This is a genomic window from Pseudoalteromonas sp. APC 3691 (genome assembly GCF_030408135.1).
GTDB lineage: Bacteria > Pseudomonadota > Gammaproteobacteria > Enterobacterales > Alteromonadaceae > Pseudoalteromonas.
This window is the reverse complement of the sequence record NZ_JASDCB010000011.1, coordinates 1-16,764: the sequence shown is the minus strand read 5'-3', so window position 1 is coordinate 16,764 and position 16,764 is coordinate 1. Positions and strand designations below refer to the sequence as shown.

Below are 16,764 nucleotides of genomic sequence, written 5' to 3'. Positions count from 1 at the left end.
AATATTTACAGGTAAAAAAAATTACGCTACATACATGATTTTTATTCACTCTACAATGTAGGTATAGACACGTAGACTTAATTTCAACTCTCATACTTTATTGTTATTTATGCTGCTTAAACTCATAATTGCACCTTTACTTATTTTACTAATAACATTCGCCCAAAAACGCTTTGGTAGTTTTGTTAGCGGTATAATTCCTGGCTTGCCTATTACCTCTGGGCCTATTTCTTATTTTATAGCATTAGAGCAAGGTAAATTATTTGCAGCTAACTCAGCGGTGGCCTCTCTTTATGGTATGAGCGGTATAGGCTTATTTTGTTTTAGTTACTTGGTTGTATCACGAAGGTTTGGAATGCTTAAATCGCTTTTTACAGCGTTGAGTATTTGGTGCGTATTTAGCGTTATTACTTTATTTTTACCAGTGAATATTATTGTGGCGAGTGTGGTTTCGCTTTGTATTTTACTCGGTTTAACTATTATCTCTACAAAGCTAAATATATCAGTTGATGCAAAACCATTAAATGCTCGCTGGGAGCTTCCGGTAAAAATGATATTAGTGACGAGCTTTATCGTGCTTGTTACGTTTATATCGCAGCATATAGGGTCTGCGTGGAGCGGGTTAATATCTACCTTTCCGGTTATTTTGGCGGTAATGGGCAGTGTTGCCCATTTTAGTGACAAACAAGCCTCAACGTTTAAAATTCTTAATGGCGGTATTATTGGTTCATTAGGTGGATGTGTATTTTTTGCGGTGATTGCGTTTATGTTAAAACATAACTTTATGATTTGGCAGGTGTACGCAACAGCTGCCATTTTCTCAACGTTATTTACTATTATTTTTAGCCAATTTATTAATCGCCAATTTACCAAGCAAGCTATGCTAAACACCAAAAAAGCAGTGCTTAAAATTGACTCGCTCGGTTAACTTACATATCTAAAGCCATTACCTAGTTATGTAGTTGAATTAACATTTCACTGGGGGTTTTATTAAAGTGGCGTTTAAATTCGCGGCTAAATTGCGATGGGCTGGTATAGCCAACCTTTAATGCAGCTTCGTTGGCTTTGCTTCCACTACTGGTTATAAGCTCTTTAGCCTTAGCTAAGCGTACTTTTTTTAAATACTGCAAAGGTGACTCAAACGTTACTTGCCTAAAAGCACGATGGAACGACGATACGCTCATGTTTACATCTTCAGCCAACCCCTCAACTGTAATTTGATTGGCATAACTACTGTGCATAGTTGAGAGCGTACGGGCGATACGCGCATAATGCCCATCATGCATAGCAAGCCCTATTAAAGTATGTCCTTGTGGGCCACAAAGTACACGATATACCAATTCTTTTACTATATCTTCGCCAAAAACGTCAGCCTCAATGGGGTTATTAAGCACGCTAAGTAAACGGTGAGTTACTTGCTCCATTGCGCCATCTATTTTAGCCGATTGAACGCCACTCATTTGCCCAGTGGTGAATGGCTTATGTGTACCAATTTGGTTTACTAATTTATGTAACATTACCGGGTTTATATCTATAACAATACCCATAACAGGCTGGTTGTTATCGGTAAAAGCTTCGCATTCAAGTGGCACTGGTACACCTAAAACAAGGTAGTCGCCTTCACCATATTTTATTTGATGATCAGGAAAATGAATTATCTTATGTCCTTGCCCAACAATAATAATACCTGAGTTATATATAAGTGGCTGGCGCGGCGAGCTTTTACTTGCACGATGAAAATACACACCTGGAATAATGGTTTCCATGTTGCCTTCAAAGTTAAGTAAATTATTGTGCTCTGCAAATTTTTGCATCATGTTGGCTATTGAGGACATTAAAACTTCTACTATCGTACGAATTTTGCGTAAAATATCAATCCTGACAGTTTTAGGCAAGCTTTTGCGAGTTATTGGGCTTTTTTTATGTTTATTTTGCCACTAATATGCACTCATTGAAGTTTAGCTTAGTTAGTAACTAAGCATTATATTTAGTATTTAACCGTCACCTAGGAGCAAAATAATGAAATTTAGCTACGTAAACCCAACACTTATCCAGTTCGGCCAAGAACAAATTGCCTCACTAACTGATTTGATCGCAAAGGATCAAAAAGTACTTGTAGTGTACGGCGGCGGTTCAATTAAAAAGAACGGCGTGTACGACCAAGTTGCAGCAGCACTTGAAGGCTTTGACTGGGTTGAATTTTCGGGTGTAGGCGCTAACCCAACTATAGAAGTACTAGACCAAGCAGTAAAAATTTGTAAAGAACAAGGCATCGACTTTGTACTAGGTGTAGGCGGCGGTTCAGTAATCGACGGCGTTAAATACATTGCAGCATCTGCAGTTTATGATGGAGAAGGTTGGGATATTCCTACTGGTAAGCACACTATTACTAGCGCATTACCAATTGGTGCAATATTAACATTGCCTGCAACGGGTTCAGAGTCTAACCAAAACTCAGTTGTGAGCAAAGAAGCAACAAAGCAAAAACTACCGTTTGCATCACCAGAAGTACTTCCTAAATTTGCGATTATGGACCCTGATGTAATGAAAACATTACCACAGCGCCAACTTGTGAATGGATTAGTAGATGCATGGGTTCATACATGTGAGCAGTACCTAACATTCCCTGAAACGGCATTGGTTCAAGAAGGTTACGCAGAGGCACTTTTAAGAACGCTTAAAACATTAGGCGACAACTTTGAAAATCAAGACGATACATGGCGTGCAAACCTTATGTGGGCAGCTAACCAAGCACTTAATGGTTTAATTGGTTCTGGTGTATCGCAAGATTGGGCAACACACATGATTGGCCACGAGCTTACAGCTGCTTACGGCGTTGATCATGCTCGTTCACTTGCTATTGTTCAGCCTTCTTTATTACGTAACCAGTTTGCAGTTAAAAAAGCAAAACTTGAGCAGATGGGTAAAAACGTATTTGGTCTTGAGCAATCTGACGACTTAGCTGAGAAAACAATTTTAGCAATCGAAGCGTTTTACCACAGCCTTGACGTAGCGACCCAGCTTACTGAACATGGCGATGATAAAGCAGCGGCGATTGACAATATTATTAATAAACTTGAAGCGCACGGCATGCTAGCTCTTGGTGAAAACCAAGCTATTACGCTAAAAGAAAGCCGCGAAATTTTAGAGCAAGCAGTTGCTTAATTTTCAAAGCTAAGCGCTTACTTAAATATACTAGGGCGTGTTGATCTTTGGTGGGTGAATTTGCAGCAGTATGTTTGGTTTTTAGGCAAGGCGGAGCCTATGTAGTGTGGTTATTCCCCATGAATAGGCGATAACGCAGCATAAATACCAAACATGCGCTGCCCTTTGGGTTCTTTCTAGGGACGATTAACTCTTTGTTGCTCGGTTTTTACTTAGCCCACTAGGTTACAAACCTCGCGCCGCGATTTAATCGCCCCTAGATTGAACAAATTTCAATCCACAAAGATCAACACGCCCTAAGTAATACGTTAATAAAAAACCGTCAACCTTTAGGTTGGCGGTTTTTTTATGGTTTATTATAAATACTGTGTTGCTAATTAACCAATAAGTTCCGTATTAATGTTTTTGAATGATGATAGTAAACTGTGCTCAACGGTTAGGAAAAATCTAACGATTAAATAAATTAAAACAGGACTAAACTCATGAAATTACTAAACACATTACTTAGCTCAAAAGCAGGCGTAGCAGCATTAATTTTACGAGTACCAGTTGGCCTTATTTTAGCGGCGCATGGTGCACAAAAACTATTTGCTTGGTTTGGCGGTTACGGGCTTGAAGGTACAGGTCAATGGATGGCGAGTATTGGTTTAGAGCCTGGCTATTGGTTAGCAATGATGGCAGGTAGCGCTGAGTTTTTTGGTGGCATTGCATTAGCAATTGGTTTGTTAACTCGCCCAGCTGCTGTAGTTGCCGGCTTTACTTTGCTGATTGCTATTTTTAGCGTACATATTAGTAATGGCTTATTTATGGCAAACAATGGCTATGAATACGCATTAACGTTACTTGTAGTAACTGTAGTTTTAGCAATTCAAGGAGCGGGAAGCTTTTCGCTTGATAACGTATTAGCTAAAAAACTAGCTAATAAATAGAGTTTATTAATTGAAGAATAGCGGCCAATTTGGCCGCTATTTTTGTAGGTTAACTACTAAATTATTTAGCTGAAAAAGTTAAAGAATAACTGTACTGCTTTTGCTCAAGTAAATATTCTTTATGGGTACTTGGGCTCCATGAATCATCGCCACCAACCCCCATATGTTGATGATCAATGTGTACATGTACGCAATCATCAGCAATGAGTTCGTTAGTGTGCTTAGCTTGCGTTAACATACTTTGCGAATACTCACTGGCTGCAAATAAAAACGCACCGGTTACGGTTAAATTATTAATACGCAGTAATTGGCAATCGCTACGCAGGCCGTTATCGGTTGGGAATATATACGGGGTATGTAGCTCATTTAAGCTCAAGCTGTAATAACCTAAACGTGCTGCGGCTTTGCGATCTGGGTAGTTTTCAAAAGGCCCTAAACCACGCCAGTTTACTTTTGTATCGCTTTGCTTGTTAAGTGTTGTACTTAGCCCTATACGCGGCATTGGCGGCAGAGTATCGTTTAGTTGCACATCAACATTTAAGCTAATATTGCCGGTATCATTTAGTGTATATAGCCACTGTGTTTGAGCCTGTAGCACGCCATTAAACTCGTAATTAAATACACAAGTAATACGTACATCAACACTTGATTGCACTGCGTGAATTGAGCTGCATGTGCGCTGCCATTGCCCTATACCTGCACGTAACCAACGAGCCTCCCATGCATTAGGGTCTAGGTTATCTACTTCGCTTACGCCTATGTCGTTATCAAGCGGGGCCCGATAAAAGTTATCAACCAGTGGGCTACTAATAACCTGAGTATCGTTTTGTAACCACTGCTCTATAAGCCCTGATTGCTTGCTAAAAACAAGTTTAAACTTATCGTTTTCAATACTTAGTTGAGAGTCGGTTTCACTAACACTTATAGCGCTTTGCTCTGTAGTTGATGTAAATGATTCACTGTTTAAATTATTACTATTTATAAGCTTAAACTGCTCGGTGTTTAATACATGCTCGGCACTTGCAAAGCTACAATCGTTAATTAGTGCTACATCTAAATTAAGGTGGTATTGCGCACCTTGCTCAAACGTTGTTTTAGTTTTAATTGTTAACGTGTGTGTACTTTGCGGAGCAATATTAAGTATATGCTCGCTTTGTTCAACACAGATGCCATTTTGCATTAACTGCCAAACGAGCTTTTCGTTATCTGTGTGTCTAAATACGTAATCGCTAAATACATCAATGGTGTATTGATTTTTAGTTTGCTCGCGCAGCGTAAATTGTAAATGCTGCTGGCTGTATTTTGCTTCAAACAGGCTAGGGTGCGGCGTGCGGTCTGGGAACAATAACCCATTTATACAAAATTGACGGTCATTTAGTTCATCACCAAAATCGCCACCGTAAGCCCAATAATGCTTGCCGTTTTCGTCTGTTTTAGATAAACCTTGGTCTACCCAATCCCAAATAAAGCCGCCTTGCAGGCGTGGGTATTCTCTAAATGCTTGCCAGTAATCGTCAAAGCTACCTAGGCTGTTACCCATTGCATGGGCGTATTCACATAAAATAAGTGGGCGAGTTTCACCCGGTAGGCTCAACCATTTTTTAATAGAGTATTTAGGTACCGCATCGTCTTTAATATCGGTATCTACACGGGCGTACATTGGACAAATAATGTCGGTAGCCGTTGTATTTGCGCCGCCGCCTTCGTATTGCACTGGGCGAGAGGGGTCAAAGCTTTTTGACCAGCCGTACATGGCATCATGATTTGCGCCGTGTCCGCATTCGTTTCCTAGTGACCAAATAATAATTGAGGCGTGGTTTTTATCGCGCTCAACCATTTGCGTATAACGCGACATAAATGCACCAGCCCACTGCGGATCGCTAGCTAAACGCCCCATAGGAAACATGCCATGGGTTTCTATATTTGCTTCATCAACTACGTATAAACCTAGCTCGTCACATAGTTCGTAAAAACGAGGGTGGTTAGGGTAGTGAGCAGTACGCACGGCATTAAAGTTATTTTGCTTCATCAGCTTAATATCTTCAATCATATCGGCGGTAGTAACTGTATGGCCGTTTTCAGGATGGTGTTCGTGGCGGTTAACGCCGCGTATAAGTAGCGGCTTGCCGTTTAGGCAAAGCTGCCCGTTGAGCATTTCTACTTTTCTAAAGCCAATGTTATAGGCTTCAATGTCGACGGTATTGCCTTGATCATCAAGCAGACTCACAACGCAGCGGTATAAGTATGGGGTCTCGGCGGTCCATTTTTTAGGGTTTTGTATATCAATTGTTTGAAATACAACATCGCTCCAGCCGCCTTTTTCGTCAACACGTTTATTATTAGTGCTTTGTATTTGCGGCTCACATAGCGCCTGTTCGCCATCAAAAACTTGCACTGCTATTTGATAGTTATTTGGCGCATTAATCGCCGTTTTTATATGTAGCGTTGCATCGCGGTAGCAGGCGTCTAAATCAGGAGTAATAAATACATCGCGAATTTGGCTTTGCGGTTTGGTAAGTAAGTTAACATCGCGGAATATACCGCTTAGCCACCACATGTCCTGATCTTCTAAATAACTGCCATCGCTCCAACGAATAACCATAACGGCAATACGGTTAGTGCCTGCAACTAATAGTTCGCTTAAATCAAACTCGCTTGGTAAACGGCTATCTTGTGAATAACCCACCCATTGTCCGTTACACCACAGGTGAAACGCCGAGTTAACGCCTTCAAAAATAATATGATTACGCTGAGTTAGCTTACTTTCGCTTATATTAAATTCAGTGCGGTAACAGCCTGTAGGGTTGTCGCTTGGTACAAAAGGCGGGTTAACTGCAAATGGGTACTTAACATTACAGTAAATAGGTTTATCAAAGCCGTGTAATTGCCAGTTAGAAGGCACTGTAATACTTTGCCAGTTGCTATTTAGTGTTTTACTTAGCAACGATTCATCAACTGCTTCGGGTTTATCAAATAATTTAAAGTCCCACTGACCGTTTAAACTTTGTTTTTGCGATTGCGTGTTAGTACGGGCATGGTCAACGCTTTTAAATCCATTGAGTGGGCTGTGCGCTTTTACTTGATTAGCTTGTACTGAAATTGGGTTTTCCCAATCTCGGCGATTAATTATGTGCTGTAAAGAGGTCATGTTTATCCTATTGCATAAGCGGGCAATTATAATGCGCTAAATATAGCTAAAAATAATCGCAGGGGTTATGCTTAAAGCTCTCCTTTATTTATCCAAAACTATCATTGTAATTATGCGCTATAACATTAAAGACATACTCGATATTGGTCCGCGCTGTATAGAACGCTTTATTGATTCACAAACGCTCGCGCAAATGCCAAACCTTGAAATAGCACTTGCGGGTTGCTCAAACCTATCGGGTCGTTATTGCGTAGCACGCTCAGCACCGCTAGAACATACACTTTTTTATACGCTTGCAGGGCAGGGTAAATTAACAACACACAATGAGCAGTACACACTTAATGCCAATACACTTATTGTGCTACCAGCAAAGCAAAGCTTTGAAGTGAAAATTGATGCTGAACATTGGGATGTTATTTGGTTAAACCTTGCAAATACTAAACGTTGGCAGCATTTAAACTTAGCGCAAGCATTGGTATTAACCGAGCAAAAACTTGAACCGTTACACCTTGCTATGGAGCTTTTATACAGCGAGCCCAATGCTAATTTACGCGAAAGCGTAACGCCTATTTTAAGTCATTACTTAAATGCTACGCTGCAAAATAACTCTCAGGGTGCGGCGCATAACCGTTTAATTAGTTTGTTTGAAGAGGTAGACAAGCGCTTGCAGTTTGATTGGACAATAGAGGCAATGTGCGAATATGTGCATTACTCATCGCCGCATTTGCATCGTTTATGCCAAGCGCAATTTGGTAAAAGCCCAATACAACAACTTATTTATTTACGCATTGAGCGAGCTAAAAACTTACTGTTAAACACGGCTTGGCCAATTTCGCATGTGGCAAGTTATGTGGGGTACTCTAATATTTTTAATTTTTCCAAACGTTTTAAGAAGTCGGTAGGTGTGTCGCCAAGCGAATTTAGAAAATAACGTTAGCGGCTCTCTACATTTGAATAAATTTAAGGTATTGTGCGATTTCTTAAATTGCATTTTAGAGTTTTAGGTAGGTAATGCGCTCAAACCGTTTTTTAATAGTGATATTATTAGTGCTTGTACACAGCTTTATTAGCTGTGATGGCGCTGCGTATCATTTGCAAGAAGACGTTGATCACGTAACCAGTTCGTTATCGCAAGGCGACTCCATAGCCGATGATAACCAAAGCGATAAAACATCAACTACCGAGATTCACGCCCACCAACATTGCCATTGTGGCTACAACAGCACCTCTAGCCATTCAATAAGCCCAGAGCAAAGTAAAGCAACTTCGCCTGCGTGCTATAACGGGTTAAATTACCCGCCAGATGTACCGCCACCCAATTCACTTAGTTAGTTTTTAATTTTAAACACTTTGTAAAAAACTGCCTGCGCCTGTGCGCTATAAGGCTAGTTATGTACATATTTAGGTTGCTTGATCGCGCTTGTTTTTAAAATAGGCGTAGTGATTAAGTCAACTCTGTTTGTTAAAAAACGGACACGCTATATGAATAAAAAACCAATTATGCTGGTGGCGCTAATGTGCGTGTTACCTGCTTTTAGTACTTTGGCGAATGTTAAAACATTAACCCTTAAACAAGCACTGAGTAATACCGAACAACAAAATCCGGTATTAAAACGCTACCCGTATCATCAAAAAATATTGAGTGCGCTTAAATCTCAAGCTGCACTTTCGCCTAACCCTGTATTGAATGTTGAAGCCGAAAACTTACTGGGCACTAACAAGGCGCGTGGCATTCAAGGCGCTGAAATAACACTCGGGCTTAGCCAACTAATAGAGCTGGGCGATAAGCGCCAAAGCCGTATTAATTACGCAACCGCCAATATAAAAGCCCAAGCAATACAGTATCAAAATACCCGTTTAGCCTTATTAGCAACCACTGCTGAGCGATACTACCAAGGGCTTAAATTTCAAACATTATTAAGTTTGAACAACGAGCGTAAACAGGTAGTTACCCAAGCACTTAAAGCGATTGAACAAAGAGCTAATGCAGGTGCTGCGTCGCAAGCTGATGTAACGCGCATGCGTTATGCACTTAGCCAAGTAGAGCTTGATAAAGCCATGCTTAATAGTGAATTTGAGCGAGCAAGTTTATCGCTTAACGAGCTGTGGAGTGAGGAGCAACCCTACGATACTTTTGCTGGCAATATTAATGTAATTACTGCGCTTAAATCAGCACAAGCACTTTTAGATGCGGTTAACCAAGCTCCTGAATTTGCATTATTACAGCAGCAATATTTACAGCAAACAGCCAACTTAACACTACAAAAAGCAAACGGACAAACCGATATTAACGTAGGGGGAGGCGTGCGCTATAACCAGCAAAATGACTCCAGCTCGTTAGTGTTTTCGTTTTCTATGCCACTGCAATTAAGCAATTCTAATAGCGGCAATATTGCAGCTGCAAATAGTCAGCTCATGCTTTTAAATGAGCAGCAAGGGCAATTGCGCATCCAGCTACGCCAGCAAGTACGTACTTTGTACGCTTATTATCAAGGTAGAGCTAATCAGGCAAAGCTATTATCTGATCAAATTATTCCTCAGGCACAAACATTGATTGAGCAAAGCCTAAAAAGTTATCAACGCGGACAAATTTCGGTGTTGCAATTGCTTGATGCTCAACAAGCACTTTTTGATTCTAAACGCACACTTATTACCACTCACGCAGAGCTGTACCAAGTGCTACTTACTCTTGAGCGTTTAACAGGCCAATCTTTAATTGAGACTCATCAATCATGAATAAAAATATAATCGCATTATTAGTATCACTTTCGTTTGCCAGCAGCTTTGTAAGCACAGGTGTATTTGCCTCTGCTGAGCATGGCGAGTCAGGTCATAAAGAAACAGAGCAACACGAGCAAAAGCAAGGTCCACACGGCGGCTTTTTATTAACTGACCCTAAATTAACACTTGAGCTTAAATTGCAAGAATTTGCAGGTAATGTTGAGCTACGTGTATACGGCTATAAACAAAATAAGCCAATTAATATAAACGACTTAAACATAACAATGAGTTTAAAACGCTTAGTTGAAGCCCCGCAAAATATACAGTTTACAGCTGAGGGCGACTACCTTGTGAGCACGCAATCAATTAACGAACCGCATTCGTTTGCACTTACCGTTACTGCTAATTATAACGGTGAGAGCATTAGCTATGAGTACGATCAACACGAAGGGCAAACCACGTTAACAGAGCGAGCTATTGAGCGCGCAGGCATTAAAACCGAGATAGCGCAAAGTGGTGAAGTGGATATTACCGATACGCTTTTTGGCGTTATTGCCCCAACGCAGCACGGCACGGTAGAAGTAATGGCACCGTATACAGGATTGATCAGTGATATTTTTGTAAGCATTGGTCAAAACGTTAAAAAAGGCGAAGTACTTGCCAGCGTAACCAACCGTGAAACACTGCAAAATTACCCCATTAAAAGTCCAATTAGCGGTGTTGTAACCGAGCAATACTTAAAGCGTGGCGAGCTTGCAAGCACCAGCGCACTGATGCAGGTAGTTAACCTTGATAAAGTATGGGTTGAGTTATCGGCTTTTCCTGAAAACATTGAAAAACTAGCCATTGGTCAAAGCGCTAAAGTGTACGACCTACATCACCATTTAAATACGCAAGGCAAAGTGTTTTTTATAGCTCCAATGATGACTGGCGGGCACATAGCGCGTGCCCGTATAGAGCTTAATAACCCAGACGGGCATTGGCGCCCAGGCATGCATATAAATAGCGATGTAAGTGTGGCTAAAATAAATGCCAGCGTGCGTGTAAAGCCACAAGCAATTCAAGAACTTAACGGTCAACCCAGTGTGTTTGTTCGTAAAAATAATGTATTTGAAGTGCGCCCCGTTACCTTAGGTGCAAAAAATAGCGAGTGGGTAGAAGTACTTACAGGCTTAAACGCAGGTAGCGAATACGTAACAGACAATAGTTATGTCATTAAAGCTGATATTTTAAAAAGCGGCGCAAGCCACGCTCACTAGGAGGCACCATGATTAATTGGATAGTTTCTTTTGCGGTTAAACGCCGCATGCTGGTGCTTGCGCTTACATTTTTATTTGCTGGATTTGGTGTATACAACATTCAAAATTTAGCAGTAGACGCAGTACCCGATATAACAAACGTACAAGTGCAAATTAATACCAAAGCGCAGGGTTTTACGCCATTAGAGGTAGAGCAACGCATTACTTATTTGGTAGAAACCGCCATGGCGGGCATACCTAAGCTTGATTACACCCGTTCGCTTTCGCGTTATGGGCTTTCGCAAGTAACGGTTATTTTTAATGAAGGCACCGATATTTATTGGGCACGTCAGCAAATTGGTGAGCGTATTCAAAGTATTCGCTCCGACTTACCTAATAACGTAGAGCCAAACTTGGGTCCTATTGCCAGTGGTTTAGGCGAAATATTTACTTATAGTGTGCACGCCGCGCCTAATGCGTTAAAAGAAGATGGCACTGCCTACAACGCCGAAGACTTACGTACTTTGCAAGATTGGGTTATTCGTCCGCAGCTTTTAAAAGTAAAAGGCGTAACCGAAATAAACAGCCAAGGTGGTTTTGAGCGTCAATACCAAGTAGCGCCAGTGCCCGAAAAACTCATTGCCTATAAGCTTACTATTAGCGATGTAATTAGTGCACTTGAGGTTAATAACAGTAACCGAGGCGCAGGCTATATTGAACGCTTTGACGGGCAATATTTAGTACGCTCGCCTGGGCAGCTTAAAACCATTGATGACATAGCCAATACCGTTATAGCTAAGCGCGACGATGCACCTGTACGCATTAAAGATGTGGCTAACGTGTTTTTAGGCAAAGAGCTTAGAACCGGCGCGGCCACTTATAACGGCGAAGAAACCGTGCTCGGCACCGCCATGATGCTAATTGGCGAAAACAGCCGCATAGTGGCAAAAGCCATGGCTGATAAGTTAGTTGATGTGCAAAAAAGCTTACCCGCTGGCGTTATTGTTGAAGCGGTTTACGACCGCACAACTCTTGTTGATAAAACCATAGCAACCGTGCAAACCAACTTATTTGAAGGTGCCGTTTTAGTGATAGTAATTTTGCTATTACTGCTGGGTAATGTAACGGGCGCGCTTATTACGGCAATGGTTATTCCGTTGAGTATGTTGTTTGCCGTTACAGGTATGGTGGGTAATCGCGTATCGGGTAATCTAATGAGCCTAGGCGCAATCGACTTTGGTTTAATTGTTGATGGCGCTGTAATTGTTGTTGAAAACTGCCTGCGCCAACTCGGTGTAGCTCAGCATAAACATGGCAGGCTACTTACCTTAAACGAGCGTTTAAATGTAGTGACCGCAGCCACCAAAGAAGTATTTACACCGGCTGTGTTTGGCATTGTTATTATTATGCTGGTTTACTTACCTTTATTTGCACTAAGCGGCGTTGAAGGCAAAATGTTTCAGCCAATGGCATTTACTGTAGTTGCGGCGTTAATTGGCGCGCTTATATTTGGCGTTACCTTTGTACCTGCTGCTATTGCAGTGTTTGTTCGCGGTAAGGTTGATGAAACCGAAAATGCAGTCATGCGCGGCGTTAAAAAAGTGTATAAGCCATTACTTGGTATATCGCTTAAATTACCGTGGTTGATGGTGGGTATTGCCACGGCATTAGTATTGGTGCTTGGTTTTAAAGTTAAAAACATGGGCGCAGAATTTTTACCGAAACTTGATGAAGGCGATATTGCCATGCACGCGCTGCGCATTACTGGCACCGGTATTGAGCAATCTGTGCAAATGCAAAAAGAGCTTGAGCAAGCCATATTAGATCAGCCTGAGGTTGCTAACGTATTTTCAAAAATTGGTACTGCCGATGTAGCAAGCGATCCTATGCCGCCCAATGTTGCCGATACTTTTTTAATACTCAAACCGCAAGATGAGTGGCCTAATCCAGCACTTACTAAAGCAGAATTGGTTCAGCAAATTCGTACCCGTGTTAACGATGTCCCTGGTAATAATTACGAATTTACACAACCAATAGAAATGCGCTTTAATGAGTTAATTGCTGGCGTGCGCGCCGATGTGGCACTGCGTATTTATGGTGACGACTTAAGCGTACTTAAAGAGTTTGGCGAAAAAGCCACAGAGCTAATGCGTAATATTGCAGGTGCTACCGATGTACGTTTGGAGCAAATGGAAGGATTGCCAACACTTTCGGTAACACCAATGCGCGACCATATGGCGTTATTGGGTTTAAGCGTAAACGATATTCAACAAACACTTGCCGCCGCTGTTGGTGGTGTGCAAACCGGACTAATTTACGAAGGCGATAAACGTTTTTCGTTATTAGTACGCCTTGATAAACGTTGGTCTAGCGATGTATCAGCACTTGCTCGTTTGCCAGTTGCTTTACCTAAAGATAGTAACCCAGAACTTGCGTTTGTACCGCTTGGCGAAGTGGCAACAATTAGCATTGAAAAAGGGCCTAATCAAATAAACCGCGAAAGTGGTAAGCGTAACGTAGTGGTAACTGCCAATGTAGAGGGGCGCGATTTAGCAAGCTTTGTAAGTGATGCGCAAGCGAGCATGAATGAATCACTTAATTTACCAAGTGGCTATTGGCTTGAATACGGCGGCACGTTTGAGCAGCTACAATCAGCAAGTAAGCGATTGTCGTTGGTTGTGCCGGTCACTTTATTACTTATATTTGGCTTACTGTATAGCGCCTTTGGATCGCTTCGTGATTCATTGATTATATTTAGTGGCGTGCCATTGGCATTAACGGGAGGTGTGCTTGCGTTATTGCTGCGCGATATGCCGCTTTCAATATCAGCAGGTGTCGGCTTTATTGCTCTAAGTGGTGTCGCGGTATTAAACGGTGTGGTTATGCTGTCGTTTATTAAGCAATTACGAAGCGACGGCTTAAGCTTGTTTGAAGCAATTCACAGCGGCGCATTACAGCGCCTGCGCCCAGTACTGATGACGGCGCTGGTGGCAAGTTTAGGCTTTATACCTATGGCGCTTAATTCGGGAACGGGTTCTGAAATGCAAAAACCTCTCGCGACAGTAGTGGTTGGCGGGATTATTTCATCAACTCTACTGACACTATTAATATTGCCTGCGCTTTATAAGTTAGTACATTCTAAATTTACTAAAAAAGTAGAAGCTGAATTAGCTTAAATACTAGCTATTGATAATGTAATAAAAAAAGCAGCTGTACTTACAGCTGCTTTTTTATTTGGGTATTATTTAGCAAAAATACTACATTAATTATATTGAAACAGATTATCCCAACGCTCATCTAATATCGTTTTTGCGTGTTCTAAATTTATTGCGCTATACACATCACTAGTGCACGTTACCAAACGCATACGTACCAGCTTTTCAAGTGCGTCGCTAATTTCAAAATCAAGATCGCACTGGTATTTGCTTTTAAACCAATGCTCTATTTGTTCATCAAGCGTTTGGGCGGTTAAGCCGCTTTCTGATTTTAGTAAAAAGGTATACGCAAGCAGCGCTTCTTTTATGTCTTCTTCTTCGGCAGCGTCAATAAGCGTGTGAAAAACACCCGCGTTATTATCAAGGTTTTTAAAGTAGAGGTTATCGCTAAGCGCTTTCATAAATTTAATTTTACGGTTTTTAAACTTACTCCATTCTTTAAAAATAAAGCTGCCAAATACTCCCATGCCAATAGCAAAGGTAATAAAATGTTGTTGGGTCATTTCTACAGCTTCACTTCTAAAACCACCCCAAAAAGCAAACAGAGCAAGCAATAATACGATTGATGCGCCAAGTTTAGTTATAAGTACCACTGCACCGCCAACTAAAGCCGATGAGCCAATAATTGCTTTATCAATAGGGCGCATGCGTACTTCGCTATTAGGAAATAGCATTTCGAGATCGGCCTTTGGCACATTTTGAAACAGCTTTACTATGGTTGAGCTTGGCTCAAATCCCATTGGCGTTTTATTTTTAGCTTCAAAATAAGCGCTATCTTTAAAGCGAATAAACACGGCAACACGGTCGTAATTAGTAAAGTGCAGCGGCTTTTTACGCAAGCCCCAAAAGCTGGTAATCGTTTCAGTGAGCTGCGACTCGCCACGACGATAAAATACCACTTCTTCAAAGTCGTCAAATTCAACTTCAAGGCGCACCTTAAATAATGACTCTTCATTTAATGCATCTTGTAAGTCTTCATTGGTGATCACTTCAAAATTAGCGGCATTAAGCACCTTAGCAAAATCTTTAGCAAACTCATGTTGGCACTGCGCTTTTTGATCCGCCGATACTGGCGCTAACGATCGCGTGTCACTGTTGGGATCAAAAGGGGCGTAGTTGTTTTTAAGTGACTCAAGTGTTGAGTGGTAATCGTAATGAATAAGGCTTGCTAGTAAATCGCAAAATTGTTTAAACGATGTTTTTTGTGTACTGCTTTTAAGCTCTTCGCTACACATATCAACAATATCTTGCTTTCTAAAGGGAATAAAACGCGCACTTTGCATAAATTAATAACTACTGTGATAGGGAATCTAACTGCATGGGCACATAATAAAATATTATTATGGATATTACTAATTTGTTAACGCCCTAGGACCTGATAAATTTAGTACACTGTTTTCAGCGTGTATTAACTTAAATGTGTAATTATTGGCTTATTGAATACTCTTGTTCTTACTGATAAGTGAAAAGGATTTACTATGGCCATTCAAAAAAAGCTAAAAGAAAAAACGCGTAATTTTATTGACTCTAAGCATATGCTTAGCGGTATTACAGTGGCGTCATTTTTAGAGTCAACCATAGTTCCTATTCCACTCGAAGCTGTATTAGTACCGCTAATGCAAGCTCGTCGTGAAAAGCTATGGCTTATTGCGCTAATGGCTACTTTAGGCTGCATAGTGGGCGCATTGTTTGGTTATGCGTTGGGTTATTATTTATTTGATGCGGTTGGCGATTGGATTATTAATACGTTTTCGAGCCCTGAGCAATTTGAAAACGTTAAACAGCAAATGCAAGATCAAGGTTTTTGGTTTGTAATAACACTAGGCATAGTGCCTATTCCGTTTCAAATAGCGATGCTTGCAGCTGGCGCGACTAAGTACTCTATTTGGCTGTTTTTGTTGGCCTCGGGTATTGCGCGTTCTATTCGTTACTTTGGTCTGGCTATTATTGTTTATTATGCAGGTAATGAAGCTGAGCGAATCATTAGTAAACATAAAACTAAGGCAATGGTTTTAATAACGTTACTTGTGTTAGGAGTTTGGGGATTAAGTTTGGTGATTTAAGCTCATTATTAAAGGTTATTAACCAGCTTATTCTAATAAGCCTTTTTGTTTGCCCAGCGAAGCTGGCAAACCCGATAGGCTGAAAGATGCCTTATCACCCTGACTAAGGGGAAGATAATCTGAATGGCAAGGGCGTCACTGGCCAACGGTGGGGTCTGAAGGAAGCCATAAGAAGTTAGAGGTACACAACTAACCGTAACCTGTTTCGGCAGTATTGGTGGGTCAGCGTGCAAAATAGCGCAACGCCCTATACTTAGTCAGACCAATACTGTGCTTGAGGGTGGG

Annotated in this window: 12 protein-coding genes; 9 read left to right on the top strand and 3 right to left on the bottom strand. The window is 41.1% G+C overall.

What is annotated here, in order from left to right; translation table 11 throughout:
• The first annotated feature begins 109 nt into the window (after window positions 1–109).
• Window positions 110–928, top strand: coding sequence for a hypothetical protein (locus tag QL998_RS05525; RefSeq protein ID WP_010554616.1), 819 nt, complete (start codon window positions 110–112; stop codon window positions 926–928).
• 22 nt (window positions 929–950) lie between these two features.
• On the opposite strand, the gene QL998_RS05520 is transcribed toward QL998_RS05525, so the two are convergent.
• Complete coding sequence (locus QL998_RS05520; protein WP_024594102.1) at window positions 951–1,835, bottom strand: AraC family transcriptional regulator; 885 nt, start codon at window positions 1,833–1,835, stop codon at window positions 951–953.
• A gap of 184 nt (window positions 1,836–2,019) precedes the next feature.
• Between QL998_RS05520 and QL998_RS05515 the strand changes: the two genes are divergently transcribed.
• Both QL998_RS05515 and QL998_RS05510 read left to right on the top strand, forming a co-directional pair.
• Window positions 2,020–3,165 carry an iron-containing alcohol dehydrogenase gene (locus QL998_RS05515; protein WP_290192276.1) on the top strand — a complete coding sequence of 382 codons (1,146 nt, stop codon included), beginning with the start codon at window positions 2,020–2,022 and terminating at the stop codon, window positions 3,163–3,165.
• Between the two features lie 482 nt (window positions 3,166–3,647).
• Window positions 3,648–4,094, top strand: a complete 447-nt coding sequence (locus QL998_RS05510; RefSeq protein WP_165743284.1) for a DoxX family protein — start codon at window positions 3,648–3,650, stop codon at window positions 4,092–4,094.
• A 61-nt stretch (window positions 4,095–4,155) separates the two neighbouring features.
• Here QL998_RS05510 and QL998_RS05505 read toward each other — a convergent pair whose 3' ends face one another.
• On the bottom strand, window positions 4,156–7,242 hold the full coding sequence (locus QL998_RS05505; protein WP_165743283.1) for a beta-galactosidase: 3,087 nt from the start codon (window positions 7,240–7,242) through the stop codon (window positions 4,156–4,158).
• Window positions 7,243–7,354: 112 nt separating this feature from the next.
• Between QL998_RS05505 and QL998_RS05500 the strand changes: the two genes are divergently transcribed.
• The 5 genes from QL998_RS05500 to QL998_RS05480 all read left to right on the top strand — a co-directional run bounded on the left by QL998_RS05500 (window position 7,355) and on the right by QL998_RS05480 (window position 14,377).
• Entirely contained in the window at window positions 7,355–8,173 is an 819-nt protein-coding gene (locus QL998_RS05500; RefSeq protein ID WP_165743348.1) for an AraC family transcriptional regulator, read from the top strand.
• A gap of 80 nt (window positions 8,174–8,253) precedes the next feature.
• On the top strand, window positions 8,254–8,574 hold the full coding sequence (locus QL998_RS05495) for a hypothetical protein (protein ID WP_007587197.1): 321 nt from the start codon (window positions 8,254–8,256) through the stop codon (window positions 8,572–8,574).
• A 150-nt stretch (window positions 8,575–8,724) separates the two neighbouring features.
• A complete protein-coding gene (locus QL998_RS05490; protein ID WP_165743282.1) occupies window positions 8,725–9,978 on the top strand; it encodes a TolC family protein in 1,254 nt (417 codons plus the stop codon).
• A complete protein-coding gene (locus QL998_RS05485; RefSeq protein ID WP_165743281.1) occupies window positions 9,975–11,222 on the top strand; it encodes an efflux RND transporter periplasmic adaptor subunit in 1,248 nt (415 codons plus the stop codon). Before QL998_RS05490 ends, QL998_RS05485 begins: the two co-directional genes overlap by 4 nt.
• Window positions 11,223–11,230: 8 nt before the next feature.
• Window positions 11,231–14,377 carry a CusA/CzcA family heavy metal efflux RND transporter gene (locus tag QL998_RS05480; RefSeq protein ID WP_165743280.1) on the top strand — a complete coding sequence of 1,049 codons (3,147 nt, stop codon included), beginning with the start codon at window positions 11,231–11,233 and terminating at the stop codon, window positions 14,375–14,377.
• 86 nt (window positions 14,378–14,463) lie between these two features.
• Here the strand turns inward: QL998_RS05480 and QL998_RS05475 are convergent, their stop codons facing one another.
• A complete protein-coding gene (locus QL998_RS05475) occupies window positions 14,464–15,699 on the bottom strand; it encodes a TMEM143 family protein (protein ID WP_010554605.1) in 1,236 nt (411 codons plus the stop codon).
• Window positions 15,700–15,894: 195 nt separating this feature from the next.
• Between QL998_RS05475 and QL998_RS05470 the strand changes: the two genes are divergently transcribed.
• Window positions 15,895–16,479 carry a VTT domain-containing protein gene (locus QL998_RS05470; RefSeq protein WP_010554604.1) on the top strand — a complete coding sequence of 195 codons (585 nt, stop codon included), beginning with the start codon at window positions 15,895–15,897 and terminating at the stop codon, window positions 16,477–16,479.
• Window positions 16,480–16,764: the final 285 nt, after the last annotated feature.